The following is a 13,398-nucleotide window of genomic DNA, read 5'->3' as shown; positions in this document are numbered from 1 at the left end:
GTAAAAGCTTTAAACCCGTTGCCCCATGCGCCATGCCCTATGCTCTTTGCGGTTCCTACTTGAATTCAAACCGATACTTGATATCAGCCCCGTTGTTCCCCGTCTCGTTCCGTTCACCCACGACTGAAAAATGCCTGTTCAGCAGGTACTCCATCCGGAAAAGCTGCTCCGGGGCCGTAGCGCCTACGTTTGACGAGTAGGTGGCATAAAGCTTGTTCCGCACGAGTTCCTTGCCCACGGTGACCCGCGGCACAGAGGTATCGCTTTTGCCGACGTAGGGATCAACCTGAAAACGATCAAGCCCGGTCAGTCTTTTTGCATTACGCTCAATAACGTCCTGGAATTGGCCGGTGGCGAATGAAGTGGCCTCGCCCACCCCCACGCCGGTTTCCTTGCCTTTGAGTTCTGATCCGGTTTTTCCCAGCGTCAGCAGCGCCAGAATATCGGTGTCAATAAGCGAAGGCTCGGAAATATAGGTGATTACCGCATGCTCGGCGGTGCCCGTGACCGCGAGCCGGATCTTGTATTCGCGCACCTGTGTTTCCGCCTGAATGTCCAGCACGGGGTTCATCCGGTTGGGATCAACGAAATCCACGGAAGCACGGAGTATCTTGAATTCGTTCTTACGGAAATACACGACCCCGCTCCGGGCCTCGATCCTGCCCAGGAGCTGAGGATGGTTGACCGTTCCCCGGAGAAACACATCCACAGCGAGAGGCATTTTAGCGAGATTGTTCTGGAACAGGATGTTGTTTTCTCCATGGAATCGGATATTGACCTGCGTATCCCCGATCCATGCCACCTCGGTCTTCTTTTTCTGGTACAGACCTCTGCCGATATCAACGAGCATGCTTTTCCACTCCACCCGCTTATCGTACCTGGAGCGTATGATCGTGATGTCGCCGGCGAGGGACTGCTCGGACGCGTCGCCGTCATAATACAGCTCTCCGGAAAGTGTCGAGGTGAGTCCTTCGGGATAGCGGACCGTCACATTATCCACGGATGCTTTTGCGGAGAAATCCTGAAGTTGCAAGCCGGAAAGCTGCGCCCATCCCGATGCGCTCAGCGTGCCGCCTCCCACCTCGCCGGACAAGGAGTCCGCAACGATCCTGCCTTGCTCGAAGACGATCTTGCTGTTCAACGCGGTGAACCGCTGCGGGATGTCCTTAATTTTGATCTCACCGTTCCGCAACAGCAGCTCTCCGGTAATGTCAGGGTTCTTCCAGGTATCCTTGATCCCAAACTTCACCTCGGCAACACCAGCTGCGTGCTCCACCTCACGGTAGAGCAGTTTCAGGAGTGATAGATTCGCCGTGCCTTTCAGGGCGATGTCTATTTCCTCCATGGGCCGGACCCAGCCGGTGATGCCGAACCGGGTGTCGGCGCCGACGAAATTCAGCGCCTTGACCGATATTTTGCTGCCTTCCACAGATAACTTTACCTCTGAATCGTTATCGATCCGATAATCACCGATGAAGAGGCGTAACTTTTTGAAGATCGCCTCTCCCGAGATCGTCGACAGATCAAGTCCACGGCCCTGCGCCCTCAGCACGCCTTCAGCGGCCACCTTCACCCGATCAGCGAGCCCCTTTTTATCGAGCATGGATAAAGGGTCGAAGTCATCGGTAAGAATCTTTACGTCAGCGGTCCAGGGGTATGGCGTGTGAAGCGTCCAGCGCATAGTCAGGTTCACACGGTCTCCGGGCAGCCCTGTTTTGCAAAATATCACCCCGTCCCGGATAAACGCAATCGCATGTATCCCGCCCATCGAAACCTGGTGGTAGGACAGCGCTTCAACAGTAAGCGAAGCCCTGACCACAGGCAGGGTAAAGGTTCCCGAGGAGTGAATATCGAGATTGCCCTCACCGGCGATCGGCAAATCCTTTAGCCGGTCGACTTCGGACAGGTCGATCCCCCTGCTTTCAAGATCAGCGGAATATTTCCCGTCATGAAACCCGATCCATCCGGTCGCCTTCACCATTCCCCGCTCTTTGTAGAGCACAACCTGAGGAAAGGCGATCCTGCCGTTGGTGAGCGACGCCGTGACCGCCCCCCGGACAAAGGATTCCCCATATGCGCTGCCTGCATCAAGGGTGAGATGCCCGTTCCCCGAATAATTCTGCGCAGTTCCGCTGAACGTCAGCTCGCCGGTTGCGGAAAGCACGAGCGGCAGTTGTTTATAGAACATTGCCACAACGTTCACGACATTTGACCGAAGGACACGGAGTCGAGCTGAATAGACCGGTTCTTTGCCGTTCAGGTCCACGGAGCCGGAAAAAATATATCGGGATGACTGCTCGGCGATGTCCACGGATGAGAGCAGTATCTTCTTATGCTCATACTCTATCCTGCCGGCTATGGAGCTGATGAGGACGCCCCGCACGGTCACGGGACCCGCGGAAAGGCTGCCGTCGAAACGGGGCGAGTCGAGTTTGCCGGAAAGACGTCCGGTTACCTTGACCGGGCCCTCAAACGGCAGACCGGTCAGAATCGAAATGGTCCTTCCTTTCCCCGAGGACGCGGCGCTGAGAAGCGCGTCGAAGCCCTTTGCCGTGTCCGCACGTCCGTCACCATGCAGCGCCAGGTCGCCGGCGAGGATATCCAGACGCCGTATTTCCAGTCCTTCCCTGCTGGCGCCAAGTGCGGCGTCGATGGAGTCGATGACGAGGTTTGCCCCGCCCTTCGTGAGTTTCCACTGACTGCCGGAGATCGTGACGCTCTTGTCCCGATAGGAGAACGACAGGGCACCGTTCCGAAGCACATATTCTCTGACAGGAATTGCGGATATTTTCAGGTTTCCCTCTACGACCGGATCGGACAGTTTCCCCCGGACCAGCGCCTGCACTTCGAAGAGAGAGTCCTTTTGCTTCTTGACCGGTTTCAGGACATCAAGAAACCGACCGATGGTCTGCGGACCCGATCTGCCCGTGATCTTGAGATCAAGCGGTGATTCCTGCGACAACCCGGCGTCTCCGGATACGGTGAATACAGCGTCCGTCGTTGACAGCTCGGCCGTATCCATATGGATCCGGCCCCGGTCGTATTTCATGGTTGCCATGACCTTGCCCATTATCTCAGGATAGACGGGAGTCGAAATGCGGATGAGGCCGCTCTTGATGCTGGTGGTGAACCGGTCTTGCGAAAGATAAACCCTGGTGGTCACATTGAGATCGCTCAGGGTGTACTGAGCTGAAGTCATCTTGTCCTTATACTCGATCCGGCCCTTGCTGAGCGACAGGTTCCTCAGCAGAAGGCTGAACCCGGCCGTGCCTTCCGACTCTTTGCGGGCCGCATTCGTTCTGATCCGATCGATGAGCGGGGTAAGGTTGATCGTGCCGTCTTTTGCACGCTCCGCGTAAATGCGGGGTTCAAGGATGGAAATCGAAGGCAACCTGATCTTTTTCAGAAACAGCGGGAGCGGGTTGATGTAGGCCTTTATCTTCCGGATGGCGATGGCTTCGTTCCCGCCTGCGTAGGGAATCGAGATGTCCCGCACTTCAATATTGGGCGGAATGAAGTGGGCTTTAACCAGACCGATCTTCGCATCATCGCCCACCAGTTCTTTGAGCGGACCAAGCACATAAGGCCTGATCATCCGTGAAAAGGCGTCACTCTGCAGGTAGCCCTCGGCTCCCGCAGTCAGGACGAACAGAACGATCGATATGATGATAACGATTCTTTTCATTACTCCGAACTCCACACTCCAAACTACGAACTACGAACTGTTACCCGATCACCTTCATCAGCGTTTCCCGGATCTTCTCAAGCCGGACCGCATCGTCTATCTTTTTCTTAAACAAGTTTGTCACGTAAAAAGAGTCCATGACCCGCGATCCCTCGGTCACGATCTTCGCGGAGCCGATGTCCAGGTTCAGGTCGTACAGGGCCTTCGACACGTGATACAAAAATCCAACGCAATCGCGGGCGGTGATGTCGATAATGGTGAATATCTCCGAGGTTTCATTGTCGAACGTCACCGCGGGGGTTATCGACACGGGGAGCGACGGGGTACATGCATAAGGGCTTGGTTCAGGAAGCTTGAACCCGCTCATGAGCGCGGCCCGAAGTTCAATGCGTACGCTTTCCCATGCCTCCTCATAATCGAAGAACTTCCCCTCGGGACCGGTGATCTGGAACGTGTCGATCATCACGCCGTTCTTTGAGGTAAATACCTGGGCGCGGAGGATGTTCAGGTTCTTGGAGGCGATCGTGCCCGCGGTCCGGTAAAACATGCCGTAGGCGTCGTAGGCGCAGACGGTGAGCTCGGTGTATCCCCGCTCAATATCATGCCGGCAACGGATAACCAGCTGTTCTTCGGGCAGTTTCTTCATCATGCTCAAGTGATCCAGCACCCGGCGCGTCGAGGCGGTGAGGAGGTACTGTTCGGGCATGGTTGCGATGAATTCATCGATCTCTTGAGAAGAGAACTGTCCATCCGCAGCATTTTTTATCCTGTCGGATGCCGCGGTAAGCCTGGCCCGTTCTTCCTCAACGGTCTGCGCGCTCGCATCCAGATGGTTGAGCGTCCTCAGGTAGAGGTCCTGAAGCAGCGCGGCCTTCCATTGCGTCCAGGAAGTGGGGTTCACCGCCGATATATCGGCATACGTGAGCAGATACAGCATGGAGAGGTTCTCGCGGTCCTGCACGAGCCGGGAAAAATCAGCGATGACCTTTCGGTCACTGAGTTCCCGCCGCTGTGACAGGAGCGCCATGACGAGATGGTTCTCGATGAGAAAAAGGATCCGATCACAATCCACTCCGGTAACCGAGAGTCGCATAAGGATATTCTTGGCCAGTTCCACGCCCCGGTGCTCATGTTCATTCCGGTATGCCTTGCCCAGATCATGAAGCAAAAGAGCAAGGATCAGGACCCAGCGCTTGCTGAGGCCCCGAAAGGCATCGGAAAGCGTCGTGAGCGAAGGGAAACTGCCCGACCACAGGGCCTGAAGATTTTTAATGGCAAGCAGAATATGTTCATCCACGGTGTACAGGTGGTAATAATCGTGTCTCGCGAGCGCCTGGATCGCCCGGAATTCCGGGATGTACCGGCCGAGAAAACGCAGGTCCTTCATCAGGGCAAGCGTCTCCGATAGTCCATCAGGATTATTGAGGATCGTGAGGAACACGTTTGAAGCCGGAGCGGATATCCTCTCAGCATCATCGAGTCTGCATGAACCGATCAGAGATCCGAGCTGGTCTGAAAAGACGGCATGCCTGTTTTGGGCGATCTCGAAAGCGGTCATGGCAAGAACAGCATTTTTATGACACCCCTCGTCTGAAGAAAGAAATAGCGTTCTGCCCGACAGTGAGAAGGGTCCGAGTTTCTGCGCCCTTTGGAACCATTTGCGGGATGGTTTCCCAAGAACGGCTGTGACGACAGCATCCGTAAATTCACGAATGTTCCGTGCATGAAGAAAGTAGGCCTTCATAAATCGCTCGACTGCGAACAGGTGCGCGGAGTCGCGGTATTTGAAGTCCTTTGCAGCGCGTTCCTGGAGGTCGAAGGTAAGATGGTCGTTCTTCCGGCCCGAGAGATAGTGGATCTCGTTCCTGAGTCTCCAAAGGAAGTTCCGGGACCGCTGGAACACCGCGTACTGCCTCCCGGTGATGACGTTTTTCGCGACCAGTTCTCCGAGCGATGCGACCCGATAACGCACAAACGCGATCCATAGCGCGGTATGAATGTCCCGGAGTCCGCCTTCGCACTCCTTGATGTTGGGTTCACGCAGATAGATCGAGCCGCCGTATTTCCGGCGCGTTGCAACGCGCTCCGCGATCTTTTCCTGGATGAACGCGGAAGGCTTCCAATAAAAGACCCCGCTCTGCATGGTCCTGATGAACAAATCGTAGAACGCGGGGTCTCCCGCGATCAGGCGTGATTCAAGGAGCGAGGTGCGGATCTTGATGTCCTGCCTCGCGAGCGACACGCACTCAGGCATGGTCCGAACGCTGTATCCCACGTCCATGCCGGCGTCCCAGAGTACATACAGCAACTCCAGAGAACGCTGCCGGTCCTGTTCGTCTCTGCACAGGAACATGATGTCTATGTCCGAGTGCGGATTCAGCTCGCCCCTGCCATAGCCTCCGGTGGCAAGGAGCGCGGGCATGGGACCGGCCGCGGTCAGGTGGTCATACGCGTTGCAGAGCGTCCTGTCAATGAGTTCGGTCCGGCGCAGGACCACCTCGCTGCCGCCCGCGCCGGAAAAATGCGCGTTGCGGATGATCGCGCCTTCCTTCTCGAGCATCGTCTTGATGGTGCCGGCCTGAATTGATGTCATGATATGGTCCGAGCCGTTCATGGGGGGAAAAGAAGTGTATCTACTCAGGTCAAATCAGGTCAAAATCTGTTTGCCGCAAAAGCTTGCTTTTGCGGCAAATCTGAGTAGTTACTCAGGAGTTGCCTTAATTCTTTTTAAAGACAACCGACTTGATCTCGTCCATCTGCAGCATGAAGCTGCCGAAACTTGCATCACCGTAGCAGCGCGATTTCGCGTCAACCTCAAAGCCCGTCTCGGTCCCGTCCGTGAGTCGCGCCGTAACCTTCACCTTCCGGTCACGTTTCTCCCCCACGATCAGCTCCTTGATCTTCTCGAAGGGCATCGTCACCTGCGCCATGCCCAGGTATCCCGCGAAATGGATACGTCCTTCCCAGCTGAACTTTTCACCCTCGATCCTGTTTCCCGCGGCGTCGGTAACGACGACGGCATAGTTCTTCTCAACCCGGGGGGACCGTTCGAACCCGCCGGTGCCGCCCATGGCCGTAAGCAGGGTGAAGGCGGCAACCACGACAACCGCGTACAAAGATTTCTGAAGCATGATCAGTCTCCTTTCCGACGTCAATAATGCTTGGTGGTGCATATGAGTAAGAGTACCATAGATAGCGCTTTGCTTCAAGAAAAAAGCTTGCAAACAAAGAGTGGTTTGTGTAAGGTAAAAAAATCGTAACTACTCAGATTGGCCGCAAAAGAACGCAAAGAACTCAAAGAAAAAACCTGAAACCATGTATTTCAGTTTTAATTCTCTCTGCGATCCTGGAGCCTGCCATCGAAATGTCTTATCGGGGGTTCTTTCGCGGCTAATAGATTTTGACCTGATTTGACCTGAGTAGATACAAAAAATCAACCCTGTTGCGACACACGTATTGACATCAATAACAATCCTGTCCGATAACGGAGTATTTTAATGAAGAATAACCTCAACGACCTCGTGGAACTCATGGCGAAACTCCGGGGACCGGACGGCTGCCCCTGGGACCATAAGCAGACCGCCGGATCGCTTAAACCATTCCTGATCGAAGAATGCTATGAGGTCGTGGACGCCCTCGACGAGGGGTCGCCCGACAAGGTGAAGGAAGAGCTCGGCGATCTCCTGTTCCAGATCATCTTTCACGCCCGCATCGCGGAGGAAAACAACCAATTCACCATCCAGGACGTTATTTCGGGCACGATCGAAAAGATGACCCGCCGCCATCCCCACGTGTTCGGAGACGCCCGGCTGGCCACGGACAAGGAAGTTTTAGCGAACTGGGAGGAGATCAAGAAAAAGGAAAAAGGGTATGAAGATCGGAAATCGGTTCTCGAAGGCGTGCCCCGCCACCTCCCCTCGCTTCTTCGCGCCCACAGCCTTCAGGAGCGCGCCGCGCGCGTGGGCTTCGACTGGAGCAAGATCGACGAAGCCCTGCCCAAGCTCGATGAGGAGATGGCCGAGTTCAAGGAATCGCTGAAAAACAAGGACGCCGCGGGCATCGAAGAGGAGCTCGGAGACATATTCTTCATGCTCGTGAACATTTCGCGCTTCCTCGGCGTCAACCCGGAAGAGGCGCTCCGCAAGACCATCAGCAAGTTCATCCACCGCTTCCGTTATATCGAAGAACACGCGGCGAACGCAGGGCGGTCGCTGAATGATATGACGCTGGATGAGATGGAAGCACTTTGGCAGGAAAGCAAGGGGAAGTGACCGAAAAGGGCGCGGCGTGTTAAGCAAAGACCTTGCTTAACTCGATTTTGAGGCCTTTAACGACTTGCGATTCAATAACGTCCTTATCAGAATAGGTTTTCAGGAGCTGATACCCGCCTTTGTCCTTAAGCGTATAGACCTCGACCAGCCTGTCTTCAGGGGCGACGAGCCAACACTCTTTCACGCCGAACCGCGCATACAGTTTCTTTTTATGAATAGTGTCACGATAGGCGGTGCTTTCCGAAAGAATTTCAACAACCAGGTCAGGCGCGTCCTGAACGTTTTTTTCGCCGATGATATTCATCCGCTCTCTCGAGATAAACAGGATATCCGGCTGCACGACATTATCACCAAGATGAACATCAAGCGGCGCGATGAATACTTTCCCGAGATTTTTCCCCATGACATGTTGATGGATTTTCGCGGACAAGTTCATTAAAATTTCTTGATGTTTTGCATTCGGCGACGGCGTCATCAGCAAATCTCCTTCAATAAGCTCATACCGTTTATCATCGGGAGTCTTTAAATAATCTTCATAAGTATATTTTCTTTTTTCAGTGATTGTTCCCATAACATCTCCGCTTTTGACCTGGTGAGACTGCCTGCATCCTTATGTTAATACTGTATCACATTGAATTTTCACTGTCAATAACGGCTTCTCCGTACGCGTCCATACAGCGCGATCGTCGTCATCGTGAAAGTCGAACAGAACAGAATAAACACGAACGGATACTTCACCGCATATACGACCGGAGTAAGCGCCGACCGCGCCAGTATCCTGAGACTGTCATGGCGGCCGATAAACTCCGCCAGGGGAGGCGAATAGTGGTAATAGAACCCGACGAACGCCCTGCCGGCCGCGTTCGTCATGAGATGGCGGTCCCGGAAGTCCCGAAGCGCCATGACGTGCGGCTCCCATGACGATCCGTACGCCGCCGTCGCAATGAAGCAACCGGAACCTCCGCCCCCTCCTCCGCTGTCCACCACCGCAATATTGGCTATGACCATACCGGAAAAATCAGACTCGTCTCCGTCTGCGTCAATAGCGGTGACTTGATACCCGTCTCCCGTGCGAGCATCAGGATCGCGGAAAGACAGACTCGAAGACTGGCCGATCTGGACGGCATTCCGGTATACGTTATAGCCGATGACGCTCTGGTCTGTTGTCGAGGGCCATGATATGGTGTCCCCAAACATTCCGGGCGTCCCCGGAGGGAGCGGCACGAAACCGATGTCGGCTGTTATCGTGTTCGTCGGCGTGGGTCCGGTCTCAAGAATGTTCCTCACATTCACCCATGCGGCCGGACTATACGCAGTTGACGGCGGAGTGGAGTGGAGCGTGAACGCTGTGTTGTTCGTGGAGCCCGGGAACGTGTCCCCTGCGCTTCCGCAGTCGTCGGGCAAAGTACATCCATACGATTGCAAATTCCAATCATTGTCCGCCTCGATCAATTTGACACCGGGCCTGAACGAGTTGTTATTAATGGTATTGGAGGGGAAGTTGAGATTGATCACATAGTCGTCGATCAGCCAGATCAGCAGCCCGTGGCCCGGCAGACCTTTGTCATACCCGGTCAGTTGACGGTTCTCGAGCAGGAAATACTGCGTGGGTGCAGAGGATGAGGCCTGTATCTTTACGATGTCCTGGTTAGTCTCCACAGGAGCAAAAACGTGGTTTCCAATGTCCGTGGGCGGAACAGTCGTTTCAGGAGTGACCCAGCCGAGAAATACTTTGCTCCAGGCATCAAGATGCACGGGAGAAGATCCGTAAATATCGGGAGTGGCCGGGTCAGCAGTATAGATGCCGTCGCCCATCAGGCTCCATTTACCCACGCCATCCGGGAGGCAGACAAGGCCGGTGCAATACAGATCCGGCAGGCCGAGCCAGTGGCCGAACTCATGCACATACACTCCAAGCGGATCGACGATGATATTGTCCTGGGAGTCTGTCTGGGGCATGATGATGGCTTCTTTTATTGTCTGGCCGTTCTTAAGCGTGGTGGTGAGACACCCGACGCCCGAGGCGTTGGGCGAGATGCAGTTGTTTGAATAGTAGAGCGACCAGATGTCGTTGGACGTATCACCTGCGGTGTCTGATTCCTCACCGGTGCCTGCATGAACAATAAGGATGGCGTCATAAAGCGTGAAATCGATTTTTGTCGCAGGATCGGTATCGGTGTTCGCAGCGGTAACGCTGTCGTTAATGAGGCTCTCAAGTGCGGCGTTTGATTCATTGCCATAGTACGACATCGTATGGGGAAGTTTATAAACGTTTGTGGATGTTACCACGCTGACGATAAGTTTGTTATACGAGACTTCGTTCCAGTAGTTGATAAAGTTCGTTTTTGCCTTGTTGATCCAGTAGTCGGAGTCACCGCCATACGCGTACAGCGGATCGCTCCATAGTCCGGTTCCCGTGGTGCGTGATGACGATGGGGCCGGATCTTCCTGAAATTCCACCTTCAAAAATAGAATGTCCACCGAGGCGGGATAGCTTCCGGGCGCGCGCATGAGACGCCCTGATCTCATGACCATGCGCTCTTGCAGCGGGGTCCCCACCCTTTCGATCGGCTCAGGTTTGTTCTTAAAGATATGCGGTGCTGCGATGGCGACTGAATGGAAAAGAAGAATTGCGGCAATACCGGCAAGTACTTTATTCAAGGATAATTTCCTTCCTGACCGTAAATTGTAAATCGTCGTTTATTTTTGTTAACAGACCCTCAATTAATACCGGTTTGTCTATAACATCGGACATAAGCCTTGGCCGCGCTTTTTTGAACGGAGATTTGACCGCTTCAAGCGGCAGCCATGGTTTGACTGAAATGGTCCGCTTCCGGTCGGTCAATACAAACCGGGCGTTTTTGAAATATTCTCCCCTGCTCCCGATCCATCCGATCACAGTATACGTCTTCCGCGGTCCTTTTTCAATTGCTTCGGACACGGTCAAAGCGCCTTTGCGGAAGGCCTTCAAGATCAACGGTGCATCCTTTATATTATGTTCTCCGGCGATCTTTAGCCTGAATTTATCATCCTTCAGCATAACGAGCGACGGCACACCCTTAACCCCGTATTTTGACGATGTGGCTTTGTCGCCCTTTTTGACCTCATAAGGCATCTGTTCTCCAGCATCCTTTCCGTACAGCAGACCCTGGATCTTGTATTCTTTGCTCAAGTCTTTCATGACAGGCGCGACATTTTTACAGTGGGGACAGGTTGAGGAATAAAAATAGAGGATCGTGTATGAAGGCTCAGCCGCGGATGCAGGCTGTGTTGCTTGCGACCAGAATACAATAAACGCGAAAACGCATCCTATGTATTTTCTCATACAATCATTCACTTAAATCTTTATAAAAAAACAGGGGCATCCGAAGATGCCCCTGTTGGATGAATATACTGAATTGCTTATCTCCGCACCTTTTGCGCGTTTAGAGCCGGCGCAAGCGAAGTGAGGCCCGTGTTGGGCGTCAAAATCGTTACCACTCCGTCTACCGCAACCTTGACGTCGCACACGCGGTAGTCCGCAGATGAGGTGCCATTGAACATATAGGTCGGGAACGTATACGCATTGCTACCGATTTTAAGCGATACTTTTACCGTAGCAGTTGCGTCGAAATCCATTCCCCACGGGTCCACATACAGAAGATAGTAGCCAACTGGCAGTGATGACACAGTCAGATGCTCAGGGCCATCCCCTTCCGTGTCGTCGTAGTCGAGATTCCCCTCGTATCCACCGATGACATCGCCAGTCGTGCAATCGTTATTCGTGCAGATTACCGGCGTGTTCACATCATCATTAGGAAGCGGATTGACCGATAAATCAGTACCATCCTGGTCGGCAAAGTATATATGGAAATCAACCGTGCTGGCTGATGTAGGCGCTGTGTCTGCATAATGCATAAGGTGGAGGTCCATGTCGCTCGTGCAGCCGGTAGTAGTGGGACATCCCGTGCCTGTCCACGTGAGCGTGGCCAGCAGCGTCGTGCCTGTTGTAGTGGTGGTCCCTCCCGTTGACACCGTGGTGACAGTGCTGTCCTGCGCCTCCTGTTCCTGAAGATCGCAGACCACCTCGAATGCATCATTACTGGCAAAGGTATCCGAGGTTTGGCCGGTGACCGTCACCGTAATGGTGCCGTCCGGGTTATACACGATCGTCACGTTGCCGTTTATCACCACATTGCCCTGCGTAGTCAAACCGGTCGCATAGCTCGTGCGGACCGGCGTTACCGTATCTATGGTGAAGGTGCCGGCAAAGCAGTAATCAGCCGGTGTGAAACTCAATGTCACGGTGCCGTCGGCTGTCTCCTCATAATATGTGGCGGTGTCCGTAAAGGTCAGCACGAAGGTCGTGAACGTGACGGAAGCCCCCTCGGCGGTCGAGCCCGATGTCCAGGCTTCGCTGATCCCGCCGTTAATCGTATAGGATGCGGTATAACCCGCTGTTGTCGTGGTATCCGACCCTGTAAAGGAGAAACTGCTGTACGTAAAGGTATATACATTGATGTAATCGTCATACTTTTCTGTACCGCTTGCGCTTAAGGTGGAAGTAAACGTATCGCATGCTGCGTTCGAGCAGCTTACGCTTCCCGTGAGGGTCATGTCAGCGATATAGGTAGCATACACATCCCCATAGCCGGTAGTGAAAAGCCGCGCCATGAAGTCAGTGCTCTCGATAGTGCCATCAGCATCTCCCAGTTTCATAGTGATCGTGTCATTGCCCGAAGTTGAATAAACGCCTGAAACAGAGGTCGCGCCATTCAGTTCTTCATCAAGCTCACGACACTGGTAATAGGTCATGGTCAGGTTAAAAACACCGCTGACATCATCGTAGTCGCCGTTGAAGGTCATCTTACCGCTGTCCTCGCAAGGGTCATCCGTGGCAGGAATCGTAACAGTAGCTCTATTAGCTGTAACAGCGGCTTTCGCCTTCTTTAGGGCGGATGCCAGTTTTTTCTTCTGCACTTTCATTGCCCTGGTCTGCGCTGCATGAACCTTGTTGAACTTTGCGTCTTTAACGGCAAGGGGCGTCTTGAACCTGCTTGCCCCAGGCCCGGACTGGGATCCCTCAGCTATATTGCTGAGAGACACGCCGGAATTGGAAGCGAGAGACGTCGACTGTGCCGCGGAAGCGGAGGCGCTGCTGCCTTGTGCGTTTGTGGTAATAGCCCCTCCACCCCCTCCACCTCCGCCATCGCTGCTACCCCCGCCGCCGCAGGCTGTCATGGTCATGGCGAGCGCAACCGATACTAATGCTGTTAAAAGATATTTACTAATGTTTTTCATTGGGTCCTCCTTGAATTTATTGAGATTTGATAAAGCATGGTGCAAACATTGGATTAGTCTACTCACCCCCCCCTTTTTCTTCATGTGTGTTTATTCACTTTATCAGAACTATATTTGTACAATGCAACAGGATAAAATTTTAACCGGTCGAACCAACTTTGT

Annotated in this window: 8 protein-coding genes; 1 reads left to right on the top strand and 7 read right to left on the bottom strand. The window is 53.7% G+C overall.

What is annotated here, in order from left to right; all coding sequences use genetic code 11:
- Positions 1–55: 55 nt before the first annotated feature.
- The 3 genes from M0R70_01535 to M0R70_01525 all read right to left on the bottom strand — a co-directional run bounded on the left by M0R70_01535 (position 56) and on the right by M0R70_01525 (position 6,816).
- Positions 56–3,685 (bottom strand): translocation/assembly module TamB domain-containing protein, encoded by a 3,630-nt coding sequence (locus M0R70_01535; GenBank protein MCK9418043.1) that lies wholly within the window; start codon positions 3,683–3,685, stop codon positions 56–58.
- A 40-nt stretch (positions 3,686–3,725) separates the two neighbouring features.
- Complete coding sequence (gene glnD, locus M0R70_01530; protein MCK9418042.1) at positions 3,726–6,278, bottom strand: [protein-PII] uridylyltransferase; 2,553 nt, start codon at positions 6,276–6,278, stop codon at positions 3,726–3,728.
- A gap of 124 nt (positions 6,279–6,402) precedes the next feature.
- The gene (locus M0R70_01525) at positions 6,403–6,816 is read right to left on the bottom strand and encodes a hypothetical protein (protein ID MCK9418041.1); all 414 of its coding nucleotides are present in this window, start codon (positions 6,814–6,816) and stop codon (positions 6,403–6,405) included.
- Between the two features lie 366 nt (positions 6,817–7,182).
- Between M0R70_01525 and mazG the strand changes: the two genes are divergently transcribed.
- Positions 7,183–7,956, top strand: coding sequence for a nucleoside triphosphate pyrophosphohydrolase (gene mazG, locus M0R70_01520; GenBank protein ID MCK9418040.1), 774 nt, complete (start codon positions 7,183–7,185; stop codon positions 7,954–7,956).
- 19 nt (positions 7,957–7,975) lie between these two features.
- Here mazG and M0R70_01515 read toward each other — a convergent pair whose 3' ends face one another.
- The 4 genes from M0R70_01515 to M0R70_01500 all read right to left on the bottom strand — a co-directional run bounded on the left by M0R70_01515 (position 7,976) and on the right by M0R70_01500 (position 13,236).
- The gene (locus M0R70_01515) at positions 7,976–8,527 is read right to left on the bottom strand and encodes a Uma2 family endonuclease (protein MCK9418039.1); all 552 of its coding nucleotides are present in this window, start codon (positions 8,525–8,527) and stop codon (positions 7,976–7,978) included.
- A gap of 74 nt (positions 8,528–8,601) precedes the next feature.
- Positions 8,602–10,617 carry a M6 family metalloprotease domain-containing protein gene (locus M0R70_01510; GenBank protein MCK9418038.1) on the bottom strand — a complete coding sequence of 672 codons (2,016 nt, stop codon included), beginning with the start codon at positions 10,615–10,617 and terminating at the stop codon, positions 8,602–8,604.
- On the bottom strand, positions 10,610–11,281 hold the full coding sequence (locus M0R70_01505; GenBank protein ID MCK9418037.1) for a thioredoxin family protein: 672 nt from the start codon (positions 11,279–11,281) through the stop codon (positions 10,610–10,612). Before M0R70_01505 ends, M0R70_01510 begins: the two co-directional genes overlap by 8 nt.
- 77 nt (positions 11,282–11,358) lie before the next feature.
- Positions 11,359–13,236 carry a hypothetical protein gene (locus M0R70_01500; protein MCK9418036.1) on the bottom strand — a complete coding sequence of 626 codons (1,878 nt, stop codon included), beginning with the start codon at positions 13,234–13,236 and terminating at the stop codon, positions 11,359–11,361.
- Between the last annotated feature and the right edge of the window lie 162 nt (positions 13,237–13,398).

The organism is Nitrospirota bacterium (assembly GCA_023229435.1).
Taxonomy (GTDB): Bacteria; Nitrospirota; UBA9217; order UBA9217; family UBA9217; genus JALNZF01.
Note: the sequence above shows the minus strand (reverse complement) of the source record. Positions and strands in the feature narration are given on the sequence as shown.

Bases quoted from the DNA above. Each gene is read 5' to 3' on its own strand.
- M0R70_01515 (MCK9418039.1), bottom strand. From the start codon at position 8,527: ATGGGAACAATCACTGAAAAAAGAAAATATACTTATGAAGATTATTTA.
- M0R70_01525 (MCK9418041.1), bottom strand. From the start codon at position 6,816: ATGCTTCAGAAATCTTTGTACGCGGTTGTCGTGGTTGCCGCCTTCACC.
- M0R70_01505 (MCK9418037.1), bottom strand. From the start codon at position 11,281: ATGAGAAAATACATAGGATGCGTTTTCGCGTTTATTGTATTCTGGTCG.
- M0R70_01535 (MCK9418043.1), bottom strand. From the start codon at position 3,685: ATGAAAAGAATCGTTATCATCATATCGATCGTTCTGTTCGTCCTGACT.
- M0R70_01500 (MCK9418036.1), bottom strand. From the start codon at position 13,236: ATGAAAAACATTAGTAAATATCTTTTAACAGCATTAGTATCGGTTGCG.
- mazG (MCK9418040.1), top strand. From the start codon at position 7,183: ATGAAGAATAACCTCAACGACCTCGTGGAACTCATGGCGAAACTCCGG.
- glnD (MCK9418042.1), bottom strand. From the start codon at position 6,278: ATGACATCAATTCAGGCCGGCACCATCAAGACGATGCTCGAGAAGGAA.